Origin of the sequence: Legionella sp. ST3F1 (genome assembly GCF_048553315.1) — a bacterium.
In the GTDB taxonomy this organism is placed as follows: Bacteria; Pseudomonadota; Gammaproteobacteria; order Legionellales; family Legionellaceae; genus Tatlockia; species Tatlockia donaldsonii.
On the sequence record NZ_JBLZIO010000002.1, the window covers coordinates 120,521 to 142,570 of the forward strand.

Here is a 22,050-nt window from a genome sequence, read left to right on the forward strand (position 1 = left end):
CTGGAATTATTGCGTGTAGAGCATTCCAAACAAACCTCACGTGTAGAAGAGCTAGAGTCTGCAAACAGTGGGCTGCGTGAGCAGGTAGATGAACTTGAAGAACATGTTCGACAAAAAGATAGAGAAATTGAACTAGAAAGACAGGCAAAAGAAGAGCAGGCACGTCTCGCTGAGGAAACACTCCTTAGAATTCGAGAACTGGATAACACGTTAAGGGCAGTTGCTCAACAGAAAGGGTTACTTTTCCTCGAAGCTCTTATTAAAGATGATCGTACCAGTGTAGCTACATTAACTGCTATTTCTAGTGTTGATAATTCAGCTGCTTTAGATTTGGAGGCTATTGGTTGGGATGATGCTGACCATAGAGAACATGCAACTTCTGTTCGTGCTATTACGGACAATGTGGCTTGGCAAGCACGCATTCAAACAGCTGCCGATGAACGTCTGACAGCGCTAAGTCAACAAGCAAGTAATGCATTAAAAGCCACAATCCGGGATAGCAGAGAGTTGGCTGTTTTGCGTGAGATTGCTGATGCTGAAGAGAATGATGATTTGCGGGTAGGTGGTGGATTTGATGTGCATGTAGGATTCTTGCGAGATGTTGCTGCTTATGCAGGAATTAGAGACGAGGCAAGAGCTCGTTTAGGCACTTTGGAACTGGAAGCAAAGGCAGCCCTGATAGCCGAAGTTAATGGTAGTCACGATGTCGAGTTATTAACTCGAGTAGCTGGTGTTGTGGCAAATGATGGATTGGTTGATTTAAATGTTGGGTATGTGGCTGCTTTGACTAGTGCAGATGCTTTTCGGGACATTAAAGCCAGAGCTCAAGATCGCTTGGATGCTAACCAAGCCGCTATCGTTGCCCTAACCGATTTCATCAATGGATGCGACGATGCGCGATTTTTGGAAGCTGTTAGTGGAGAAGCTAGAACAAATGAGTTTTTAGAAGTAACTTTTAGAATGTTTCGTAAAGGGAATGCAGATCATTTACGAGCTCTGATTAAAGAGGATGCTCATACTCAATTTTCTGAGTTGGCAAGGGCACGTTTGCTTGTTTTAGATGCAGCAAGGCATCGTCGTCCAGACGAGCCTGATCCAAGGATCATAGCGCAGGAAAAAGCTATTCATGCTTTGCAACGAGAAATTGCTGCCAGTAAGGATAAGGAGCTGCTAACTGCGATTTCCACCGCTAATAGCAATGCATCATTAAATCATAACTGGCATCAAGTTGATGAGCTAAATCTACGGAATATCCAGGCTTTAGTGCAAGATGATGCCTACCTGCGGGTTCGTGAGGCGGCAAGCAGGCGGATCGTTGCTCTTCGTGATGAACGTAATGACAAGAGGGATGCTTATTCAGATCCTGGCCAATACGCCGCAGCGTTAGCGGCTGATAGAACTACCTTAATTGGCATCAATAGGCGTGTAGGTGCGATTGGTACTGTTGATGACAAGGTACGTAGTGAATTACGTCAATTAGGGGCTATGAATCCCATGCATTGGTTTAGTCCCGCTTTCCGGGGCGCCGCCAAGAAAAATGCAATAGCCATGGAAGCACATTTCACTGAATTGGCAACTACTTGTAAAGTGATTGTGGATTATCTGGTACCACTTCGTAATGAATTAGTTGAGCAAATAAACAGCATTCCGGTTAATATGGATGGATTCACTGGACCGCAGAAGAAGGAGCTTCAAGAGCGTAAGGCTCTCTTAACTACCTATTTGAGAAAAGTAGAAACAGAATTGGAGCTCTATAAACCGGTATATACGCAATTGTACGGTGATCCGAGAGCGGTCAATCCGGTGTTGAAGGACGGCATATTAGAAACCATTCGACGGGCAAAAACAGATGAGGGCGCTCTTGAGGTATTTCCTTTCAAGAGTGCTGCTACCGATCATCCCATGGATGAAAGGGCTGCGCATTTTAGAGCAGGCTATACATCGAGTGCCACAACAGTCAGTGCCAGATCGACGACCTTAGGCTTGGGTGCTCGCCAAGCTCGGTATACGGCTGGTGATGCCTTTAAAGCAGGGCATTTTAGAGAACATACTATTAATCCCGATGCGGCACGCACCGGTCGGTATTCTGGATCTTATATTGAAGAGAGAGCATCGAGTTATCGTACCAGTCTTGCCAATGCAAGCGAGTATCTATCTGATCTTAAGTTGACCATAACCAAATTTCCTGAGGCTCCTCATGGAGTACCGGAAGATGATCCTCAACTGGTTGAAGATAGAATACATTTTGCTTTCGCCTGTGCAGTGACACTATTAAGTGCCTTCAGTGAGCCGCCTACAGCGAGTAACCAAGTTATATTGCGGGGCTTTGAAGAAAAAGAAATGGGTTATATATGGACAGCCTTGATGACACTGGGTAGTGAGATCCCTTCCATGCAATTTAATCATAAAGCAATTAATGTGATAAGCCCAACGTTCAAGCCAGCCAATGAACTAGGTACATTCTATGGTTATAGCAGTAGCTCCTATCAGGAGACTCTTTTCAAGCCTCATAAGGCCTATGTGGATAATTTGCTTAAAGGCATTAAAGAAGCTTGTGCAGAAAGAGTCATTCATCAAAAAACCTTGGAAAAGGCAGACAAACTCGCGACGTCTATTAGTTCTGCTTATAAGAGTAACTTTAAGCAAACAATGGATGAGTTAAGAGAGAATCAAGACAAAGGCCCGGAAATATTTGGTAGATAGGAAAGGGGTGAGAAGGATTCTCACCGTTTTTCTATTTTTATCTTTTTCATCCTTTTAGCTCTAAAAGAAATTGACAAGCTTCAGCCCGTCGCTAAAAATGAAGAAAATCATTTACTAACCAGGGTTATGGAATATAAAGACTATTACGAGATAATGGGACTTGAACGTAGTGCCAGCCAAGAAGATATTAAACGCGTTTATCGAAAGCTTGCGCGCAAATATCATCCTGATGTCAGCAAAGAGGCTGATGCTGAAGCCAAGTTTAAAGAATTGGGTGAGGCTTATAGTGTTTTGAGCGATCCGGATAAACGCGCTAAATACGATCAGTATGGCCAATACTGGAAGGAGCAACAACAGGGACAAGCCTATAGGCCACAATCAGATCAGGGTGGGTATTATCACTTTAATGAAGGCAATACCGCTGACTTTGAGGATTTTATCAACAGCATTTTTCGTGAACGTCAGCAGCAGCAACAGGCTTCCTATTATGATCAGGGGCGTGATGTGCATGCCAAATTAACAATTAGTCTTGAAGATAGTTTTAATGGCGCTGAAAAAACGCTGCAATTACAAATGCCAGTGATGAATAATCAAGGATTCATGGATTATCAACTACGAGCGATTAAAGTAAAAATCCCTCCAGGTATTGGTAATAAACAGCAGATACGATTAAAAGGTCAAGGTGGCAAAGGAGCTGGCCAGCAAGCGGGTGATTTATACATTGAAATTCATATTGCCCCTCATCCCTGGTTTCACTTACAGAAAAAAGATATTCATTTACAAGTCCCTGTTACTCCCTGGGAAGCAGCACTCGGCGCTTCAATCAAAGTTCCGACACTGGCTGGGCCGGTCAATTTAAAAATTCCTAAATTAGCGCAAGCCGGAAAACAAATGCGTCTTAAGGGAAGAGGCTTGCCGGGTAATCCTCCAGGGGATCAATATGTCATTCTACAAATAGTTATTCCTGACGAAGAGAATGAACAGTTGACCAGCCTATATCAGCAAATGGCAGGGACTACAAAATTTAATCCACGAGAAAAATTGGGAGTTAGTAATGACTGAGTCTAGAAAAGCACCCACTGAAACTTGTGAAGAATGGTTTTATTTGTCTTTGCATGAGATTACTTCTTCTTTGGGGGTACCCAGAGAAATAATTATGGAAATTATCGATGAAGGCATTATTAGTATCCATAAAAATGAGAACGATGAATGGCAATTTGATAATGAAGCCTTACGTTGCATTCGCACTGTATTACAATTAAACAGAGATTTAGGTATTAATGTCGCTGGTGCTGGGCTTGCACTTGAATTACTCAAGGAAATTGATCATTTACGCACGCTTCTTGCTAATAAAGAAGGGCTATTTGGAAAAAATTAAAACAACTCATGTGATCTTGGAGCATGAATAAAAATAAAAAAGGGGAAATGATGAGAAAATATTATCAAGGTATGTTAATTGCTCTGGGTTTTTCACTCTTAACCGGTTGTCAAATGTTCAGTGGAGGAAATTTTTTCCAGCCACGTTTTTCTGATGAATCATTGACTGCATCGGTCAATACAGCCTTCATCAACACGCCTGAACTTGCTCCAGTTCGTATTCATGTGGAAGCACATAATGGTATTGTATTACTAAGTGGTTATGTGAAGACGATTCGCCAAAGTGATACAGCAGGAGATGTAGCGGGTAAAGTCAATGGCGTTAAAGGTGTGGAAAATAATTTGATTGTGCGGAAATAAAGGTTAATGAGTTGGTGGCTGCTCTCAGTGGAAAGGCAAACTGTCTTTCCACTGAAGAAGGCGGCTGTCCAGCAAAACGAGTTAGGAACCTTAACTGCCAAAGGTAAAAGTATAGATAGCAAGCCCGGGTTCAGTCGCTGTTATTTGTAAAAGACCGTCGGCAAAATGAGGTAAAACGACCAGCTCATAAATAGAATGTTTGTTGACGTTAATGCTGCTGTTTATAACATCTTTACCTTTCTCTGTCGTGATCATTCGACCATCTAGAAGCAGTTTCACCTGAATGGGTTTTGAGGACGTATTCCCCATTACTACAAAAACTTTACGGGCATTAAATTGAATTTTTATAGCTGCATTGGCTTGCATGGAGATAATTTTATCAGGCATCACCTGCCACAGTCCTTGTAAGCCCCAGCTATTGGAGGGGAATTGTTCTGGGAAGCTATACTGCGCGGGTTTATCATGAATTAATGGGTAGGGGCTGGCATTCCTGTCTGCGCGTGCATAACCCAAATACGTTTCTGGTGTCTCAGCGAGTGATGGATGATCGGTGCTGGCCTCAGTAGGCATGGCAAGCCCGCCGATCCCCAATAGAAATCGGATGTTGTTTTCAGTGATCTCATAGTCCCCTTCACCCAAATGGTTATAGACAACATCCCCTTCTTTATTAATTAAATAATGAGCAGGCCAATAATGATTATTAAAATTGCGCCAGGTTACAAATTGATTGTCGAGGGCGACCGGGTATTGAATGCCGTTACGTTTCACTGCATTTTTAACATTGTCCAGATTTTTTTCAAAATCAAATTCGGGACTATGTACACCGATAATAACCAAGCCTTTATCGTGATAGTTGTCATACCAGTTTTTAAGATAAGGGAGGGTACGGACACAATTAATACAAGAGTATGTCCAAAAATCAACGAGAATGACTTTGCCTTTTAGATTGGTCAATTGCAAAGGAGCTGAGTTTATCCAGGCTTCTATACTGCTTATTTCAGGTGCTTTATAAGGAAGCCATAAACCATTTTGCAATGTTGTAGCGGTTTGAATACCTGTCTTGGCTGTTGTTGTGGAAGTGACCTCTCCTCGTTCTTGATAAATCATATAGGCAACACTTGCGATAATGATTAGTCCTAGAATCTTGCGAAAAAGAGATGTTCTTGTTTTGAAAAAAGTGAATTTATCCATGATGGTTATGCCATACAGCGCAATGATTAGCATCGGTATGGCGGCCCCCAGGCTAAAAGCCAGGAGACTCAGAAAGCTGATGATAGTTGTTTGCTGGATCACTGTTTGGACGATAATTGCTGCAAGGATAGGGCCTGCACAGGGTGTCCAGATAATTGCGACCAAAGCGCCAAAGAAAAAACCACTTATCAGTCCGCCTTGTGGATTGGCTGCGGCAGAGAAGGCTGAGCTTACTCCAACCAAGCGCTGCGTCAGATGGCTAAATTTTTCTGTGAGATAAGTTGAGAGCATAATAATGCCTAATAACAGTAGTATGCCGTAAGAAAAATGACGGATGATATTGAGATCGATGCCAGAGTATTCAACCAATTGACGTGAAAAAAATGCGAAGAGGGTAAACGTTATAACAAAACCTATAATAATACCCATCGGACGTTTCTTGCTGCCCGCGAAAGAACCGGCAAGAATAATAGGCAAAATAGGCAGAATACAAGGTGAAATAATTAAGGCGAAGCCTTCAAAAAAGGCTAGGATAATGTCCAGAAAATCAAGTTGCATAGAAAAGCCTTAGCGCGGCATGATGCGGGCTCAAATTGTTTATTACGGGGTACTCTCTTAATTGAGTTTTATTTCTGCCAATAAACCTGATTGTATCCAACCTTTTAATAATGAGGCAGCTCGCATGCCTACCTCTTGTTCCTCTACCCATTCACAGAGCCCTGCACATAATTCACCGAAACTCAGTCCTTGGATTAGGGCATCAAGAGCCCAGGCTTCGTCCTCGGCTAAGGAATAAAACCGAATGGTATACTCATTACGCCAAACAACCCAGGGCAATGGGTTACTATTCATTACCAGCTCTTTCTCAGTGAAGGGCTGTTCATTGGCCAGAGCTTGCCAGAGCGAGACAACATTCCAGAAAAAATTGAGTCGGTGTAACGATGGATGAGTAAGAAACTGCATAGTAGGCCAAGATTCTGGCGGTAGGGTAGCTATGTCTTCAATACGGATTAGCCTGGTATCCGCGGCATCAAAGGCTAGTGCCATATGCCATTCAAATTGGGCAAGTTCGGCTAGATAAGGATAATTAGTATTGTTGTCACCTGCTAAATACTCAGCAAATTTGTCACCAAACCAACGAATTGAACGATAACAGGAGGGGTGACTATGGATATAGTTCTCGCCTATTTTCTGGAAGGCATCGTCACCCAGGTGGTGTTTGAGAATAGGGTAATTAGTAGCCAATGCTTCAAGAAGGCGGAGACGATAAGCCTCTCCATAAATAGCCAGACGCTTGGCTGCAGGTACTTTATTGCTGGTTACAATGGCTGCTTGAATATCGCTTGGGTTCTTGAGTAAGTAGTTTTGTAAGCTATCTTGTAAGTGATGTAAATCAGTCATATTGCTAACTCTTTGATGGAAAGGTTGTTTGCAATGTTTCTAGCTTGATTTAATTCAACTAATAAATCCGACAGGGGAGGAATATTGTCATCCCGCTCTATCATCGTTGAAACCGGTCCCAAACGTTCAATAGTCTTGGCATATAAATCCCACACAGCTTTGACTATTGGGGCATCATGAGTATCAATGATGTAATCACCATGGTCGGAATGGCCGGCAAGATGAATCTGGGCTACGCGTTGGCGTGGTATGCCATTAATGTATTCAAGGGCATTAAAATGGTGATTGACTGAACTGACATAGATGTTATTGACATCACATAAAATATAGCAATCGGCGCGATTGGAAATTTCTGTAATGAATTCCCATTCCGTGAGCTCTGACTGGAGAAAGGTGAGGTAGCTGGAAACATTCTCAATAAGAATTTGCCGACCTAAATAATCTTGTATTTCAATAATGCGAGAAGCAAGGTGATTAATGGCTTCCTCAGTATAGGGCAGGGGTAATAAATCGTGCATGTTTAGCCCATGAATGCCTGTCCAGCATAAATGATCGGAAATCCAAACCGGTTCAATACGTTCAGCCAGTAATTTTACTTCTTTGAGATAAGTTTTATCGAGCGGATCGGTGCTGCCGAGAGATAATGACACGCCATGCATCACAAGAGGGTAATCCTGGCGAATTTTATCCAAATAATAGAGTGGCTTACCGCCGGGTATTAAATAATTCTCAGTAATGATCTCAAGCCAATCCAGAGACGGTTTTTGTTGTAGTATTTCTTCATAATGCTCAGGACGTAACCCTAAACCAAACCCGAGGTAGGGCATTTTTTGCGGCTCTTTGAGAATAGAATTCATAACGACTTATTGATAAAAACCAGGCATGCGAAAGCATGCCTGGTAATAATTAATTATTGCTGAGTTGTAGAGTTGCCAGCATCTGTTGTGCCGCCAGCTTTTTGGCACGCATCTTGGGTCATCATAGTAACACCTTGACCTTTACAGGCGTTTTGACCTTTACAAGAATTGTTAGCAGTTTTGCAAGCGCTTTGGCCTTTACAAGCATTAACGCCTTTGCACTGAACCATAGGAGCATCAGAAGCAGATGATGCAAAGACAGGCGCTACAGAGAATATAGCTGCTGCGCCGAATGCTAATGCGGTACCAGTTACTTTTTTCATAAAAATTCCTTTTTAATCAATGGATAATATATTATTATAAGCGATTAAGCTGTGCCTTAATAATCCCACTTTCAGCACTCAATAGTGTAGATAGTAAAAATTAATACTGTCAAGTAAATCGGGCGATTTTAAATAGATAATTGTTGATGTACAGCCAATAAAATTTAGCTTTTAACCTTGGCTAAGTCGGACCAACGGGTTGTGTAGGCTGGTGATCTTAATTCCGATTTCATAGCCCAGGTTTTCGAGTAACCTTCCGCAGCCAGTTTAATAGAATGGCGACCGTATTTGTGATTAATCGCCTCAAGTACTGTCATAATTTGCTCTGTTTTTTCAAATTTCTTTTGCGGCTGGTGAAAAATATCCAGTTGCAGATGCTCTTTACTGATGAGTTCCTCTAAGCAAATGCCCACTTTTTTATATTGGAAACCCGCTTTGTATATTTGACGCAACCCTTCTTTACCATAATGGGTAATTAAGCGTAAATCATCCGTTGGCATCTCCAGTTTTATAGTTATAGATTGATGGTATTGGGCTAAATCAGCACGAAAACGGTTTGTTTTTACAAAGATGGATAGCGATTGCACCAGCAAATGCTGTCGGCGTAATTTCTCACAGGCAATGGCGCAATGGCTACTAATTGCTTGAGCAAGAGGCTCGAAGTCAGTCTGCATGCTGCCAAAGGAACGTGAAGAAAGAATAGAGTGCCTGGGTTCAGCTTCTTCCAGGCTTAAACAAGAAATTCCCTGCAATTCCATTGCTGTTCGCATAAGGATGACATTATATTGTTTTCTGAGCAAATGGACATTTGTACTCGCCAGGTCATAGGCAGTATGAATCCCTCGTTGTATTAGCTTTTTCTGCCATTGCCGCCCAATGCCCCAAACCTCCCCAACATTAATTTTCTTAAGCCAATCTTGTTGTCTGCTGACATTAAAAACTGCAATTTTGAGTTCTGTCTTACAAATATGATTGGCTATTTTTGCTAGCGTTTTTGTACTCCCGATACCTATAGAAGTAGGAATTCCGGTGTATTGCAAAATGCGTTTTTGAAGGGTGGTGCAGAAGTTATCATGCAGAGAAGATGGCATGGTGCTTAAATCTAAAAAGGCTTCATCAATAGAGTAAATTTCCATATCTTGCCAAAACTCTTCAATGACAGACATGACTCGTTGTGACAGATCTCTATAGAGCGTGTAATTTGAGGAAAAAACATGAACTTTATGCTGTTTACAAAATCCTTTGACTTTAAAGTAAGGTTCTCCCATTTTGATTCCTAACGCTTTGGCTTCGTTCGAACGTGAGATAATTGCCCCATCGTTATTGGAGAGAATAACGATAGGTTTGTTATGCAAGTCGGGCCTGAAGAGACGCTCGCAGGAGGCATAAAAATTATTACAGTCAATCAGAGCATACATATTAACCTGCTTGGTGTATAACGTGAGTCACTACACCCCAGATGACAAGCTCTTGCTCGTTAGTGATATCAATCGCTGGATAGCCCTCATTTTCAGGTAGCAACTGGACTCGATTAGTCAGACATGAAAGCCGTTTAACGGTTAACTCCCCGTCAATAGCGGCAATCACAATTTTTCCATGAGTTGCTTCCAAACTTTTATCAACGATCAACAAATCACCGGATTGAATACCAGCATTTTGCATCGAATCTCCTGACGCAATGACAAAAAAAGTTGCCGCTGGATGTTTAATCAAATGACTGTTTAAATCGAGAAAAGAGTCAATGTGGTCATCTGCCGGAGAGGGGAAGCCTGCTCGCACAGTGCTTGAATAAAGAGGCAGGGCGCAGCTTGCATTACCCGCTTCAAGAAATTGTCTAACGCCATTGATCCGTGAAAGAGGAATACGTACCGCTTTTGTGGGTTCACCCCAAATATTGGAACCTTTGGGTCGCCCGGCTCCCGCCCGCTTACCGCCCTGTGCCATCGTCATTTTTCTCATATTGATTAGTGTACATTAATCAAATGATAGATTTAAAACCGCGTTCTGTAAATGAGCAAAGAGGCAATTGTCTGGCAATCTCCCTAAAATTTTTTCCTATTTAATCTGCACCCCGTTTAAACTGACCCTGGTTTCTCCCCACCTCGCTCACGATAACCATTATTTTTCAATTTTTGAAAGATGAACAGCGCCGTATTAGGCTAATACGGCGCTGTGTTTAGTCTTTATAGGCTGCTAGCGCTGCCTTGACCTGTGGGCGTTGTGCAATCATTTGATACCATTGCATTAAATGAGGGAATTGTTTGGCATCAATGGTTGCTTGATAGAAGGTCTCATAGCAATAAAGCCAGGGCCAGATAGCCATATCAGCGATAGTATATTCAGTACCACTAATATAAGCATGTTGTACTAATTCCTTATCCATGACGGCCATTAAACGTAAAACCTCATCAGCATAACGCTTTTTAGCATAGGGCACCTGTTCTGGTGCATAACGGTGAAAATGGCCATATTGACCAAACATAGGCCCTATATGTCCTACCTGGAAATAACACCATTTGAGTACATTAAATCGATGTTTAAGATCTTTAGGCAAAAATTGTTGATGTTTATCTGCCAGATATTCAAGAATGGCGACGCTCTCAAATAAATAAAAATCGTTTTCTTGATCGTAGATAACCGGGATTTTATTATTCGGGGAGATTTTCAAAAATTCAGGTTTGAACTGTTCACCTTCGCTGATATTGATTCGCTTGATGTCATAGGGGACCTTTAACTCTTCAAGCATAATGGTTGGTTTTATTCCATTAGGGGTGCCCGCTGAGTACAGTATGTACATAGTTCCATCCTTAGTTAGTTAAATTATTGAGTGTAAATTTTTTGTCTCTCTTAAGTATAAATCCAGGCTAAATAATTAGCTTATCCTGGATAGACTTTGTCATTAGGCTTTTTCTAAACTCGCTGAGGAGAGTGAATTGCGAGAAGACGCGAAGCAGAGAACCGGAGTGTACAACGCCAGTACATGAGGATAAAGCACCGCATCGACAAAGCAAGTCACTTTCCCAGTAGCGTTTGGTTAAATGGCATGAGGTTGAATCCAACCCATACTAAACGCCAGAAAGAGAAATAAGAATAACAGTAATGATAAAGCAATACGCCAGGTTAACGCTTTGACAGTTCGTTTTGTTTTACCCTCATCACGCACTAAAAAAACGAGCCCACTGCCTAAAGCGACTAAAATAATCAGCATGACAATAAGGATGATAGCTTTGGTGAACATTTGTTATACTCCGCAATGGCTTGGTCTTTATTAAGGGCTGTTTACATTTCTACTATCTTGACGCTTATGGCTTGGTTTTCTGCGCTTCGCTTACATACTACTGTGTATGCTCCGCTGCGATGCTCGAAAATCAAGCCAGAAACACTCAAGCGAGCGACATGTATGCAACTCCCCAAACCTTCCAAATTTTAATTGAGTTCTTAAGAAGAAATAAACGATGGTCAGTTTAACCTGTTTTAATCGCCGTTTCACGCCTGATTGGCGAATGACGGTTTTAGCTTTGCTAGCAATATTGCTTTTTGCCCGTCTTGGCTTTTGGCAATTGGCGCGGGCAGAAGAGAAAAAGCAAATGCTCGCTGCAGAGGCAGCGCTTGCCAGCCAAAGTCCCACGCTCTGGCAACCAGGCATGATAGAGCCGCGGCAATATCAACCAGTAAGCATAAAAGGTCATTATCTACCGGATATCTTATTGCTGGATAATCAGCATTATCAGCACCACTTCGGTTATAATGTGCTTACTCTGTTTAAACTTGATTCTGGTAACCTTATTTTAATCGATCGGGGCTGGATTCAAGGGGATGTAACGCGACGAACCTTGCCGCAGGTCAAGACTCCTACAAGTCCTGCGCATTTGACAGGCCGTGTCTATTATCCTGTAGGGAAAAATTGGGTATTAGGGCCTTCTGTAGAAAAAAAAGGCAAAATAGCCATTATTGAACAATTGAACACAAAATTAATAGGTCGATTTTTGCATAAATCAGTCTATCCGTTTATCATTCGCCTCGATAAATCAGAAGCTGATGGCTATGTGCGAGAATGGGCGGTGGTAGCAATGCCTCCTGAACGACATTATGCCTATGCTCTGCAATGGTTTGTCATTGCCTTTGTTGTTTTAATTTTATTTGTTGCCTTAAATTTGAAGAAAACCTATGAAGATGAATAAGCGTAATTATATGGTTTTGGTACTGCTGGCGTTGATATTTATGACGCCAGGGATAACGGCTTATTTATATTATAGGCATCCACAATGGCTAGGGGCCACAACGACAAATAAGGGTGAGTTATTGCAACCAGCGGTTCTTGTACCCGCAATGAGTAGTAATAACAAATGGCGTCTCTTATTGTGGAGTCCTGGTGATTGTGGGGTAACTTGTCTTAATCAACTCGATAAACTCGCACGTATTCGTCTGGCTTTGGGGCGGCGTTTATACGGAGTAGAACAGTGGTTGATTCTTGCAGACAATACCAAAGCATTACCAGAGTCTTTAAGGAATTCTTTTAAGGAACAAGACATTCACTTCTTACGTCTGTCTCAAGAGCAACGACAATCCTTGGCAATTTTGAAACCTGAGGCACGTGTGTTTATAGCAAATCCTGATAATTATTTGGTGTTATCCTATGCATTGACTGCTAGTTCTCAGGATATATTCCATGATCTTAAACAGTTATTAAGTACAGCAGAAAAGAGTGGTTAAACGCATGCAATTGACAGCAGTACGTTATGCAACAACAATCGCAGTGATTCTAGCTTTGTTCGTTGTTATGTTGGGGGCTTATACACGCTTGACCGATGCCGGTTTAGGTTGCCCGGATTGGCCAGGTTGTTATGGTCATATGGTGCTTCCCAAGGCACAAAAAGCATTAGAGTCAGCGCAGAATCAATATCCTTACAGTCCTATTGAAACACGTAAAGCCTGGACCGAAATGGCCCATCGTTATGCCGCAGGTACTTTAGGGTTACTTATTCTCTTTATTGCGGTGAATGTTCTTTGGCGCCGTCTGCAGGGTGGACGCTTACCTTGGCAGCTACCCGTAACCTTAGTATTTTTAGTTTTATTTCAGGCAGCCTTAGGCATGTGGACGGTTACATTAAAATTGCTCCCGGTTGTTGTGATGGGACATTTATTAGGCGGGATACTCATTTTTTCCTGTTTAAGCCGGTTTCGTTTGCAATTGAGTTCAGTGACTCCTGCCAGTTTACCGCAATGGAGATTCTGGGTAGGCTTGGCGGTGATAATCGTATTTTGTCAAATTGCTTTGGGTGGTTGGGTGAGTTCTAATTATGCCGGGATTTCTTGTATTGGTTTTCCTCAGTGTAATGGACAGTGGTGGCCTGTATTACATTTTTCGCAGGGATTTAATTTGTTTGCCCCTGTAGGAGCAAATTATCAAGGTGGTGTTTTAGACAGTGAGATTAGAACAACTATCCAATATATTCATCGTTTGGGCGCTGTCCTGACCGCGGTGTATGTTTTGAGCCTGTCGTTATTATTGTTATTTAAAACCAATAGCAGATCTCTACGTCGTATTACTCTACTGGCTATTTTGCTGGTGATTACGCAGTTTGCTCTTGGTGTAATGAATGTTATCTACTTACTTCCATTGTGGGTTGCTGTTGCCCATAATGGAGTGGCAGCAATGTTGATGGCGACGGTATTGATGATGCTTTATCTTATTAGACCTCTTCCCACCACCGTAGAGTTTGGAAAGAAATCTATTCAAAGGAGACTTGGTGATGAGCATTAAAACAGAACCTCGTCTCAATGTTGATTGGCGAGATTATTTAGAGCTATGCAAACCCAAGGTGGTTGCACTCATGTTACTTACTGTCGTTGTTGGAATGTATTTAGCGACTCCCGGTTGGGTAGCATTATCAATTTTATTGGCTTCCCTGGTTGGTATAGGGTTGTGTGCAGGGAGTGCGGCAGCGATTAATCATCTTGTGGATAAACGCATCGATGCCATCATGGTCCGTACTCGAAAAAGGCCAGTTGCGCAAGGTAAGGTTTCGGTGAAGCAAGCCTTGTATTTTGCGGTGATACTAGGTGTTCTTGGCTTGGGAATCCTCATTGTTTTTGTTAATACCTTGACTGCTGTCCTCACCTTTGTAACTTTAATAGGTTATGCGGGGATATACACTGGCTATTTGAAGCGCGCGACGCCACAAAATATTGTGATTGGCGGGTTAGCTGGTGCTGCACCTCCTTTGTTGGGCTGGACTGCTGTCACAAACCATTTAGATCCACAAGCCCTGCTTTTGGTACTCATTATTTTTACATGGACTCCCCCCCATTTTTGGGCTTTGGCCATTTATCGTTTTGAAGAGTATAAGCATGCGGAAATTCCTATGTTACCAGTGACGCATGGTATTCCATTTACCAAATTGCATGTACTTTTGTATACTATTCTCCTGTTGGTGGTCAGTGTTTTGCCTTTTGTCATAGGTATGAGCGGTTACTTATATCTTATCGGTGCTATTTTGTTAGGCCTGCGTTTTTTATATTGGGCAATTACGCTGTATCGTGATGGACAACCAGTTGTTGCTATGCGTACCTTTCGGTTTTCTATTGTTTATCTAATGATGTTATTTGTATTTTTATTGATTGATCATTATGTCTGAGGAGATGAAATGCCTGCCAAAAATCATATTGCTTTGACAGTGGCTGTTTTGTTTGCCTTCGTCGCACTAATTACTGGGTTATTTGTTTCACAACATATTCATGCGAGAAAGAAAATTGATGTTGAACAATTTAATGGCACTTTACTGCAGAAACCGCGGGAAATTAACCAATTTGACTTAACAGGGATTGATAACAAATCGTTTAATAATGCTAGTTTGCAGGGACAGTGGACTATGATTTTTTTTGGTTTTACTAACTGTGGGTATGTATGCCCTACTACCATGGCAGAATTAGCTAAAATGTATCGTTTGCTTGAAGAACAAAAAGTAGAGCCTTTACCCAAGATTGTAATGGTTTCTGTTGATCCTGACAGAGATGATCTGGATAAACTTAGACATTATGTCAAAGCGTTTCATCCCCATTTTTATGGCGCTAGAGGCGATAATGAGATGGTGAAAAAGATGACTCGCGAAATGGGTATCGCTTATGCGAAAGTCGTAAATCCCAATGCTAAGAATGCTCATGATTATGATATAGAACATAGTGGAGCTGTGATGGTGTTTAATCCACAAGGTGGTTTAAGTGCTTTTTTCACAACACCGCACAAGGCTGATTTTTTGGTTCAAGATTATCAATTATTAGTTTCTTAGAACACTTGCGAAGGCGCGCTAATAGTCTGTAGTTGCATTCATATATTCCTGCCAGGGTTAGTCTGGATAGTTTTATCCAGGCTATGCTCCTGCTACTGGCTTTGTTATTAAAATTGATTTCCTACGAGGACTGTCCGTCGTCTCAAAAATAAAAATAGAAACGGCTCTTGTCATGCTTTGTAGTGAGAGTAGAGCAAGGAGAAACGGAGCGTAGCACCCTATCGACCAAGCAAAAACTCCACTGCTGTAGAGTTGCGGAAGAAGTTTAATGCAAGGCTTCAATTATGAGCTAGGCTTTGCTTATACCAATATAAAATTAAAAATAACCAAGGAAATATTTATTCATGAAAATCGCGATATTGGCCACAAACCCCCAGTTATATTCACACCAGCGTTTAAAAGAGGCTGGGGAGGAAGCCAATCATGAGATTAGTATCATTAACCCACTTAATTGCTATATGAACGTAGCTGCTTCCAATCCAAACGTTCATTACCGCGGTGGTGTCCCTTTACCAAAATTTGATGCAGTCATCCCCCGTATTGGGGCTTCAATTACTTTTTATGGAACAGCCTTGTTAAGGCACATGGAAACCATGGGGATGTACACGCTTAATGAATCAATAGCCATTTCACGTTCGCGCGATAAATTTCGTTCCTTGCAACTTTTGGCACGTAAAGGGATTCCTATGCCCTTGACCAGTTTTGCACAATCACCTGATGACACAGAGGACTTGATTCGTATGGTTGGTGGGGCGCCATTAGTTATTAAGTTATTAGAGGGAACTCAAGGAAAAGGGGTAATTCTGGCAGAAAGCCATCAATCAGCAGTGAGCATTATCAATGCCTTTAAGGAAATGTCAGCCAATATTTTGGTGCAAGAGTTTATTGAAGAATCACGCGGTACGGATATTCGTTGTTTCGTCATAGGAGATAAAGTAGTGGCTGCTATCAAACGTCAGGCCAAAGACGGTGATTTTCGCGCCAATGTGCACCAGGGTGGCAAAGCAGTGAAAGTCAAATTAGACCCACAAGAACGGGCTATCGCGATTGCTGCTGCAAAAGCAATGGGCTTAAAAGTGGCAGGGGTTGATTTAATTCGCTCTAAGCATGGTCCTTTGGTATTGGAAATTAATTCATCGCCCGGGCTTGAAGGAATAGAAAAAGCGACACATGTGAATATTGCTGCTAAAATTATTCAATATGTTGAAAAAAATGCCAAGCCAAAAGGCATTAACCGACGGTTCCAGGGATGACTACGAGACAGCCAATTGTCATTGCAAATGAATCTATCAAAGCGGGGCAATCCCGTTGTGTCAAACTCTCTTTGTCCATGTTATATAGTTCGACACCCATTGAGGTTCCGGTTTATGTTTTTCATGGTAAGAAAGAGGGCCCTGTTCTTTTTGTGACAGCAGCAATTCATGGTGATGAGATTAATGGGGTTGAAATCATTCGCAGGCTTCACCACTCCCCACTACTGAAGCGCATCCGAGGTACCCTGCTAACAATTCCTGTGGTTAATGTTTATGGTTTTATCCTTCACTCGCGTTATTTGCCGGATCGGCGGGATTTGAATCGTCAATTTCCTGGGCGCGAGCAAGGCTCAATGGCTTCCAAACTTGCCAATTTGCTTATGACAGAAATCGTCGAGCACTCAACACATGGTATTGATTTGCATACTGGTGCAATTCATCGCAGTAATTATCCCCAAACAAGATATAGCCATCAGTGCGCGCAATCTGCTGCTTTAGCCAACGCGTTCGCTGCACCAGTGATGGTACCTTCCAACATGCGCGATGGTTCCCTACGCCATGCTACAGATAATTTAGATATTCCGATGATTATTTATGAAGCGGGTGAAGCATTACGTTTTGATGAGTTGTCTATCAAGCTAGGAGTGCGGGGGATCTTAAAAGTGATGACCTACCTGGAGATGTTGTCCCCTTCTCAAAGAAGGCCACTTGCCAGAACACCACCTGAAGTAGCTGTTGCAAAATCAACGTTTTGGGTTAGAGCAGCGGAAAGTGGCATGGTTATAGAAAGCAAATTACTTGGTACAAAAATCCATAAAGATGAATTACTTTGTTTGATTGTAGATCCTTTGGGCAACAATAAAGTAAAAATTTGTTCTCCCTGTGATGGTTTGGTGATTGGTAAAACCAATATTCCTTTAGTGAATGAAGGGGATGCCTTGTTTCATTTGGCCTTATTTGAAGATTGGGATAGTTTACAGCTTTTTGCTGACAATCAAGAAAACTGGGATGAGTTGTAATCTTGAACAATGTGAAGAGGCGCTATAAAGAGCAAAGAAGATCTTAGGCTCGTGTTTTTTTCTGACGCTGCTCGCTCTTTCCTATCAACCACTCAGGATTAACTTCCAATTCTTGGGCAATGAGGTTAAGCAGGGTGGGATCGGGAATGGTAATACCATTCAAAAAGGCTTCTGCCTTAAATTTTGGTATTTTAATAAGTTTGGCAAAAACCTCAATTCGCTCATCAGTCCGAGGTGGTACTCCAATACCGTCGAGTTCTTTGTTAAGACGCTCGGCAAAATGTCTATGCATGCTCACCTCAGTTAGAAATTCTTCGTCTCTATGTTCTATAGCATAAAAAAAATGTTTTGCAATTTTGTGGGAGTATTCTTGTTTAACCACTCATTTTAGCTGTTATTCTTTAGCCCTGTTTCCAAACGCTACCGGGGTGGGAAATTGCCTCGTCGATACGGTGCTCGAATCCTCATGCACTGACGTGTACTCCAATTCTACGCGCCGTGTCTCCTTGCCCAGCGATCTTTTGTTAAATAAGGGCGTTTTAGTTTTAGTTATTGCTATTTTCAGGGCTGGTAACCAGATTAACAAGCGCGTTAATCCATAGTTCACTATCGTTTACACAGGGAATAAGCGTTAATTTTGTACCACCAAGTTGTTGCCATTGCTCTTGTGCGCGTATGCCGATTTCCTCCAGCGTTTCAAGACAGTCAGCGACAAAAGAAGGGCAAGAGACTGCGAGACGTTTAATTCCTTGCGTAGCCAGTTTAGGTAATACTTCATCAAGATAGGGTTTTATCCAAGGTGTTTTGCCTAATCTGGATTGAAAGGCGATACCATATTTGTCCGCCGATAAACTCAACGCCTTCACCAGGGAACGAGTTGTTGCATAGCATTGTGCTTTGTAACAAGCTTGATTATTTTCATCAATGGGTGGGCAACTTTGCTCACAAATTTTGTTACAACCCGTATTGAGTAGATGGCGTTCTGGTACCCCATGATAACTGAATAAGACATAATCGTGATCGGCAACATACGGTTTTATCAGCGTTGCCTGCGCGTTAATGAAGCCTGGATGGACATGAAAATCACGAATAATGGTGAGTGTTGGGAAAACAGGTTGAGAGGCTAATAAATGCAATACTTTCTCAATGGATGAGCCAGTAGCAGCAGAGGAATACTGTGGGTATAAGGGCAGTATGGTCAAACGCGCACAATGGCGTACTTCTTCTAAAGCGCTTATTAAAGAGGGGTTGCCATAACGCATCCCAAGGCTCACTTGCCAACGACTTCCAAGTGCCGTTTGTAACTTGGTTTGTAAATGCCGACTGTGAATTAGCAGGGGCGAGCCTTCCTCGCTCCAAATCGCTTGATAAGCGTGTGCTGATTGTTTGGGGCGAAAAGGTAAAATGATGCAATAAAGCAAGAGATACCTTAACGGTGCAGGTAAGTCGATAACCCGCTTATCAGCTAAGAATTCTCGCAGATATTTTCGGACGGCAATAATATCAGGTGCCTCTGGCGTGCCCAGATTGATCAACAATAAACCATTTTTCATTTTAAATAACGCACTGAGAAAACTCACATAATACAGCAACGGCACCGTCGCAGCAGCAAAAAGCTGCCGCGCATCTAATAGACACTTAAGCCGATACGTTTTCGCTGTTCAGTGCTATTACGTTAGAAGCATGCAAGCCGCGCTCGCCTTTCTCAAGGTCATAGCTTACCTGTTGCCCGGGAACCAGTGTTTTATAGCCGGTACCATGAATAGCAGAGAAGTGAACAAAAATGTCTTCACCGCCGCCTTCTGGCATAATAAAACCCCATCCTTTGGCATTATTAAACCATTTTACTTCACCTGTAGCCATAACTCCTCCTTTTGTTAAAGCCGGTCAATTGCTTCAAAAAAACAATTGAGCAATTGTATTTTGCTATAAATGGTAATAACTTTAAATAACCCATTTTTGTGCTGGGCATTTCAACATAACGTAAAATGGGGAGTAGTGACAATAGGTTTACTAAAAAATTGTGTAATTAACGCCATATACGGTTAACTAATTATCAATTATCTGTTTTGTTTGCTTTAGAATTGAGCAGTGCCAGGTATGCACATAGCGCTATTCAAAGAATTGAATCTCCCTTAGGTGGGTAATGAAATTTTGGGCGTCATCGCTGAGTTTATGCCCTTTGCGATAAATGATGAAATAATCAATATGTAAGGTTGGATGCTCATAGATAGTGATTAGGTTCCTATCAATGACATTTTTGGGTATAAAACACCAACCTAAACTTAATTTGGCAAGTTTTAACAGTGCAAAAATAGGTTCCGCTTCATGCTGTGCAAGTAATATAAGATTTTTTCTATATAAAAAATTCTCTAGAGTCTGGCGTGGAGGGGCATATTTAGGCATGACAATCCCTGGGTACTCCAGAATAGTGGCTAGAGCCGGATTTTTTTTCTTAGCCAAAGGGTGGTTACTAGCCACCTTGATAACATACGGAAGCGTAAAAAGAGGAATTAATTCAAATTCATGGGCGATTTTATCGCTAATGCAATTTAAACAAAGCTCGATTTCACGATTACGCAAGGCGCGAAAACTCATTAGTGGTGATAAATAGCTGACTGAAAACTCTATATCCTGATGTCCATGACTAAAAGAAGCCAGAAAATCGGGTAACATCCAGCTACCAATCAAAAAATCGACTCCAACTCGCAATGGTTTTTTTTGTTTATCTATAAAATGATTAATGGACGATATACCTGATTGGATAGTCTGCAATGTCTCGATAGCGTAAGGTAAGAAAATCTTTCCTGTCTCAGTTAGAATTAGGCGGTTATGTTCTCTGATGAATAAAGAGGTCTTAATTTCTGATTCAAGCGCCGCAATACGCTTACTCATTGCCGATTGGGTGATATACAGGTAATCGGCTGCTAAAGTGAAAGAACGGAAATCAGCAGCAGCAATAAATGCACGAATTTGATTTAGATCCATATTGTGTTGCATATATATAGTGCTTAGTAATTTAAGTATAATCGATTGAAAATAAAGTGCTTCATGTTTTCTTTGATACCGCAGGAATTATAAATGGCAGCAAAATATTAAAAATTTATTGATTGCCAGTTAATAACTAGTTAGTTCATTGGATCTTCAGGGAGGGATACCTCAATGCGAGTAAAAGCCGCTGTAGCGTTTCAGGCAGGCAAGCCATTAACAGTTGAGATGGTCGATTTAGAAGGGCCTAAACAAGGTGAAGTTCTTGTTGAAATAAAAGCGACTGGTGTATGCCACACGGATGCATTTACCCTGTCGGGGCAGGATCCGGAAGGAATTTTTCCAGTGATTCTTGGTCATGAAGGTGCTGGTATTGTGGTTGATGTGGGAGCCGGTGTCAGTTCAGTCAAACCCGGGGATCATGTCATCCCTCTTTATACCCCTGAATGTCGGCAATGTGCTTATTGTCTTTCTCAAAAAACAAATCTTTGTCAAGCCATTCGTACTACGCAGGGACAGGGTTTAATGCCCGATGGCAGTTCTCGTTTCAGGCTTGATGGTAAGCCGCTCTTCCATTATATGGGCACCTCAACTTTTGCCAATTATACGGTGTTGCCCGAAATTGCGGTGGCAAAAATTCGTAACGATGCCCCTTTTGAAAAAGTATGTTATATCGGTTGTGGTGTAACCACGGGTATTGGTGCAGTGATTTATACAGCAAAAGTCCAACCTGGCTCCACCGTGGTTGTATTTGGTTTAGGTGGAATAGGGCTCAATGTAATTCAGGCAGCCCGCATGGTGGGCGCTAACCAAATTATTGGTGTAGATATTAATCCCCAGCGCCAGAGTTTAGCAAAAAAAATGGGTATGACTGATTTTGTTAATCCTAACGAGATCGCTGGGGATCTTGTTGCTCATCTGGTTGAATTAACGAATGGTGGGGCGGATTACAGTTTTGAATGCGTTGGTAATGTAACTTTGATGCGTCAAGCTTTGGAGTGTTGTCATAAAGGCTGGGGGATTTCCACGATTATTGGTGTCGCAGGTGCAGGTCAGGAAATTTCCACGCGACCTTTTCAATTGGTAACAGGTCGAGTATGGCAAGGGTCTGCTTTTGGTGGTGCACGCGGGAGGACGGATGTCCCTAAAATTGTTGATTGGTATATGGAAGGCAAAATCAACATTGATGATTTGATTACCCATGTTCTACCTCTCGAGCAAGTTAATGATGCTTTTGAATTGATGCATGCAGGTGAATCAATACGTTCGGTTCTAACATTCTAAGAGCT

At 41.9% G+C, this 22,050-nt stretch carries 24 protein-coding genes; 12 read left to right on the forward strand and 12 right to left on the reverse strand.

The features are described 5' to 3' along the window. From ACN4Z1_RS02710 to ACN4Z1_RS02725, 4 genes are all read left to right on the forward strand, one after another. The coding region (locus tag ACN4Z1_RS02710) for a hypothetical protein (protein ID WP_419413434.1) at window positions 1–2,703 on the forward strand (2,703 nt) is incomplete at its 5' end. 126 nt (window positions 2,704–2,829) lie between these two features. Beyond that, window positions 2,830–3,765, forward strand: coding sequence for a DnaJ C-terminal domain-containing protein (locus tag ACN4Z1_RS02715; RefSeq protein WP_228363392.1), 936 nt, complete (start codon window positions 2,830–2,832; stop codon window positions 3,763–3,765). After that, window positions 3,758–4,081 carry a chaperone modulator CbpM gene (locus tag ACN4Z1_RS02720; RefSeq protein WP_115221950.1) on the forward strand — a complete coding sequence of 108 codons (324 nt, stop codon included), beginning with the start codon at window positions 3,758–3,760 and terminating at the stop codon, window positions 4,079–4,081. The genes ACN4Z1_RS02715 and ACN4Z1_RS02720 overlap by 8 nt, the downstream gene beginning before the upstream one ends. Window positions 4,082–4,104: 23 nt before the next feature. Further along, a complete protein-coding gene (locus ACN4Z1_RS02725) occupies window positions 4,105–4,440 on the forward strand; it encodes a BON domain-containing protein (RefSeq protein ID WP_228363391.1) in 336 nt (111 codons plus the stop codon). 90 nt (window positions 4,441–4,530) lie between these two features. On the opposite strand, the gene ACN4Z1_RS02730 is transcribed toward ACN4Z1_RS02725, so the two are convergent. The 8 genes from ACN4Z1_RS02730 to ACN4Z1_RS02765 form a co-directional block, all read right to left on the reverse strand. Further along, on the reverse strand, window positions 4,531–6,189 hold the full coding sequence (locus ACN4Z1_RS02730; protein ID WP_228363390.1) for a cytochrome c biogenesis protein DipZ: 1,659 nt from the start codon (window positions 6,187–6,189) through the stop codon (window positions 4,531–4,533). Window positions 6,190–6,246: 57 nt separating this feature from the next. After that, a complete protein-coding gene (locus tag ACN4Z1_RS02735) occupies window positions 6,247–7,032 on the reverse strand; it encodes a DNA-binding domain-containing protein (protein WP_228363389.1) in 786 nt (261 codons plus the stop codon). Then, a complete protein-coding gene (locus ACN4Z1_RS02740) occupies window positions 7,029–7,889 on the reverse strand; it encodes a DUF692 domain-containing protein (RefSeq protein WP_228363388.1) in 861 nt (286 codons plus the stop codon). Before ACN4Z1_RS02740 ends, ACN4Z1_RS02735 begins: the two co-directional genes overlap by 4 nt. A gap of 53 nt (window positions 7,890–7,942) precedes the next feature. Further along, window positions 7,943–8,212: a hypothetical protein gene (locus tag ACN4Z1_RS02745; protein WP_058447047.1), complete on the reverse strand. Its 270-nt coding sequence runs from the start codon at window positions 8,210–8,212 to the stop codon at window positions 7,943–7,945. 164 nt (window positions 8,213–8,376) lie between these two features. After that, window positions 8,377–9,630, reverse strand: coding sequence for a Y-family DNA polymerase (locus ACN4Z1_RS02750; protein ID WP_228363387.1), 1,254 nt, complete (start codon window positions 9,628–9,630; stop codon window positions 8,377–8,379). A gap of 1 nt (window position 9,631) precedes the next feature. Beyond that, on the reverse strand, window positions 9,632–10,156 hold the full coding sequence (locus ACN4Z1_RS02755; RefSeq protein WP_228364078.1) for a LexA family protein: 525 nt from the start codon (window positions 10,154–10,156) through the stop codon (window positions 9,632–9,634). Window positions 10,157–10,388: 232 nt separating this feature from the next. Continuing rightward, a complete protein-coding gene (locus ACN4Z1_RS02760; protein WP_228363386.1) occupies window positions 10,389–11,009 on the reverse strand; it encodes a glutathione S-transferase N-terminal domain-containing protein in 621 nt (206 codons plus the stop codon). Between the two features lie 237 nt (window positions 11,010–11,246). Then, window positions 11,247–11,450, reverse strand: a complete 204-nt coding sequence (locus ACN4Z1_RS02765; protein ID WP_058447043.1) for a twin transmembrane helix small protein — start codon at window positions 11,448–11,450, stop codon at window positions 11,247–11,249. A gap of 217 nt (window positions 11,451–11,667) precedes the next feature. Between ACN4Z1_RS02765 and ACN4Z1_RS02770 the strand changes: the two genes are divergently transcribed. From ACN4Z1_RS02770 to ACN4Z1_RS02800, 7 genes are all read left to right on the forward strand, one after another. After that, window positions 11,668–12,393, forward strand: coding sequence for an SURF1 family protein (locus tag ACN4Z1_RS02770; RefSeq protein WP_228363385.1), 726 nt, complete (start codon window positions 11,668–11,670; stop codon window positions 12,391–12,393). Continuing rightward, a complete protein-coding gene (locus ACN4Z1_RS02775; protein ID WP_228363384.1) occupies window positions 12,380–12,925 on the forward strand; it encodes a hypothetical protein in 546 nt (181 codons plus the stop codon). The genes ACN4Z1_RS02770 and ACN4Z1_RS02775 overlap by 14 nt, the downstream gene beginning before the upstream one ends. A 4-nt stretch (window positions 12,926–12,929) precedes the next feature. Next, window positions 12,930–13,976 (forward strand): COX15/CtaA family protein, encoded by a 1,047-nt coding sequence (locus ACN4Z1_RS02780; protein WP_228363383.1) that lies wholly within the window; start codon window positions 12,930–12,932, stop codon window positions 13,974–13,976. Beyond that, entirely contained in the window at window positions 13,966–14,850 is an 885-nt protein-coding gene (gene cyoE, locus ACN4Z1_RS02785) for a heme o synthase (RefSeq protein ID WP_115221938.1), read from the forward strand. Before ACN4Z1_RS02780 ends, cyoE begins: the two co-directional genes overlap by 11 nt. 9 nt (window positions 14,851–14,859) lie before the next feature. Then, complete coding sequence (locus tag ACN4Z1_RS02790; protein ID WP_115221937.1) at window positions 14,860–15,501, forward strand: SCO family protein; 642 nt, start codon at window positions 14,860–14,862, stop codon at window positions 15,499–15,501. A gap of 344 nt (window positions 15,502–15,845) precedes the next feature. Continuing rightward, window positions 15,846–16,754 (forward strand): 30S ribosomal protein S6--L-glutamate ligase, encoded by a 909-nt coding sequence (gene rimK, locus ACN4Z1_RS02795; protein WP_228363382.1) that lies wholly within the window; start codon window positions 15,846–15,848, stop codon window positions 16,752–16,754. Beyond that, window positions 16,751–17,773, forward strand: a complete 1,023-nt coding sequence (locus ACN4Z1_RS02800; RefSeq protein WP_228363381.1) for a succinylglutamate desuccinylase/aspartoacylase family protein — start codon at window positions 16,751–16,753, stop codon at window positions 17,771–17,773. The genes rimK and ACN4Z1_RS02800 overlap by 4 nt, the downstream gene beginning before the upstream one ends. A 43-nt stretch (window positions 17,774–17,816) precedes the next feature. Here ACN4Z1_RS02800 and ACN4Z1_RS02805 read toward each other — a convergent pair whose 3' ends face one another. The 4 genes from ACN4Z1_RS02805 to ACN4Z1_RS02820 form a co-directional block, all read right to left on the reverse strand. Then, window positions 17,817–18,065 carry a hypothetical protein gene (locus ACN4Z1_RS02805; protein ID WP_115221936.1) on the reverse strand — a complete coding sequence of 83 codons (249 nt, stop codon included), beginning with the start codon at window positions 18,063–18,065 and terminating at the stop codon, window positions 17,817–17,819. Window positions 18,066–18,318: 253 nt separating this feature from the next. Further along, the gene (hemH, locus tag ACN4Z1_RS02810; protein WP_228363380.1) at window positions 18,319–19,326 is read right to left on the reverse strand and encodes a ferrochelatase; all 1,008 of its coding nucleotides are present in this window, start codon (window positions 19,324–19,326) and stop codon (window positions 18,319–18,321) included. A gap of 85 nt (window positions 19,327–19,411) precedes the next feature. Continuing rightward, window positions 19,412–19,636 (reverse strand): cold-shock protein, encoded by a 225-nt coding sequence (locus tag ACN4Z1_RS02815; protein WP_058447036.1) that lies wholly within the window; start codon window positions 19,634–19,636, stop codon window positions 19,412–19,414. A 249-nt stretch (window positions 19,637–19,885) separates the two neighbouring features. After that, a complete protein-coding gene (locus ACN4Z1_RS02820) occupies window positions 19,886–20,761 on the reverse strand; it encodes a LysR family transcriptional regulator (RefSeq protein WP_228363379.1) in 876 nt (291 codons plus the stop codon). 174 nt (window positions 20,762–20,935) lie between these two features. Here ACN4Z1_RS02820 and ACN4Z1_RS02825 point away from each other — a divergent pair, with 174 nt between their 5' ends. Beyond that, window positions 20,936–22,045, forward strand: a complete 1,110-nt coding sequence (locus ACN4Z1_RS02825; protein WP_228363378.1) for an S-(hydroxymethyl)glutathione dehydrogenase/class III alcohol dehydrogenase — start codon at window positions 20,936–20,938, stop codon at window positions 22,043–22,045. The last annotated feature ends 5 nt before the right edge of the window (window positions 22,046–22,050 follow it).

Excerpts from the sequence above, each read along its gene's own strand:
- hemH (WP_228363380.1), bottom strand. The coding sequence starts at position 19,326 with ATGAAAAATGGTTTATTGTTGATCAATCTGGGCACGCCAGAGGCACCT.
- ACN4Z1_RS02730 (WP_228363390.1), bottom strand. The coding sequence starts at position 6,189 with ATGCAACTTGATTTTCTGGACATTATCCTAGCCTTTTTTGAAGGCTTC.
- ACN4Z1_RS02800 (WP_228363381.1), top strand. The coding sequence starts at position 16,751 with ATGACTACGAGACAGCCAATTGTCATTGCAAATGAATCTATCAAAGCG.
- ACN4Z1_RS02715 (WP_228363392.1), top strand. The coding sequence starts at position 2,830 with ATGGAATATAAAGACTATTACGAGATAATGGGACTTGAACGTAGTGCC.
- ACN4Z1_RS02745 (WP_058447047.1), bottom strand. The coding sequence starts at position 8,212 with ATGAAAAAAGTAACTGGTACCGCATTAGCATTCGGCGCAGCAGCTATA.
- ACN4Z1_RS02775 (WP_228363384.1), top strand. The coding sequence starts at position 12,380 with ATGAAGATGAATAAGCGTAATTATATGGTTTTGGTACTGCTGGCGTTG.
- ACN4Z1_RS02815 (WP_058447036.1), bottom strand. The coding sequence starts at position 19,636 with ATGGCTACAGGTGAAGTAAAATGGTTTAATAATGCCAAAGGATGGGGT.
- ACN4Z1_RS02780 (WP_228363383.1), top strand. The coding sequence starts at position 12,930 with ATGCAATTGACAGCAGTACGTTATGCAACAACAATCGCAGTGATTCTA.
- ACN4Z1_RS02755 (WP_228364078.1), bottom strand. The coding sequence starts at position 10,156 with ATGGCACAGGGCGGTAAGCGGGCGGGAGCCGGGCGACCCAAAGGTTCC.
- ACN4Z1_RS02790 (WP_115221937.1), top strand. The coding sequence starts at position 14,860 with ATGCCTGCCAAAAATCATATTGCTTTGACAGTGGCTGTTTTGTTTGCC.
- ACN4Z1_RS02770 (WP_228363385.1), top strand. The coding sequence starts at position 11,668 with ATGGTCAGTTTAACCTGTTTTAATCGCCGTTTCACGCCTGATTGGCGA.
- ACN4Z1_RS02720 (WP_115221950.1), top strand. The coding sequence starts at position 3,758 with ATGACTGAGTCTAGAAAAGCACCCACTGAAACTTGTGAAGAATGGTTT.
- ACN4Z1_RS02735 (WP_228363389.1), bottom strand. The coding sequence starts at position 7,032 with ATGACTGATTTACATCACTTACAAGATAGCTTACAAAACTACTTACTC.
- ACN4Z1_RS02760 (WP_228363386.1), bottom strand. The coding sequence starts at position 11,009 with ATGTACATACTGTACTCAGCGGGCACCCCTAATGGAATAAAACCAACC.
- rimK (WP_228363382.1), top strand. The coding sequence starts at position 15,846 with ATGAAAATCGCGATATTGGCCACAAACCCCCAGTTATATTCACACCAG.
- cyoE (WP_115221938.1), top strand. The coding sequence starts at position 13,966 with ATGAGCATTAAAACAGAACCTCGTCTCAATGTTGATTGGCGAGATTAT.
- ACN4Z1_RS02750 (WP_228363387.1), bottom strand. The coding sequence starts at position 9,630 with ATGTATGCTCTGATTGACTGTAATAATTTTTATGCCTCCTGCGAGCGT.
- ACN4Z1_RS02740 (WP_228363388.1), bottom strand. The coding sequence starts at position 7,889 with ATGAATTCTATTCTCAAAGAGCCGCAAAAAATGCCCTACCTCGGGTTT.
- ACN4Z1_RS02805 (WP_115221936.1), bottom strand. The coding sequence starts at position 18,065 with ATGCATAGACATTTTGCCGAGCGTCTTAACAAAGAACTCGACGGTATT.
- ACN4Z1_RS02725 (WP_228363391.1), top strand. The coding sequence starts at position 4,105 with ATGAATAAAAATAAAAAAGGGGAAATGATGAGAAAATATTATCAAGGT.
- ACN4Z1_RS02765 (WP_058447043.1), bottom strand. The coding sequence starts at position 11,450 with ATGTTCACCAAAGCTATCATCCTTATTGTCATGCTGATTATTTTAGTC.
- ACN4Z1_RS02820 (WP_228363379.1), bottom strand. The coding sequence starts at position 20,761 with ATGGATCTAAATCAAATTCGTGCATTTATTGCTGCTGCTGATTTCCGT.
- ACN4Z1_RS02825 (WP_228363378.1), top strand. The coding sequence starts at position 20,936 with ATGCGAGTAAAAGCCGCTGTAGCGTTTCAGGCAGGCAAGCCATTAACA.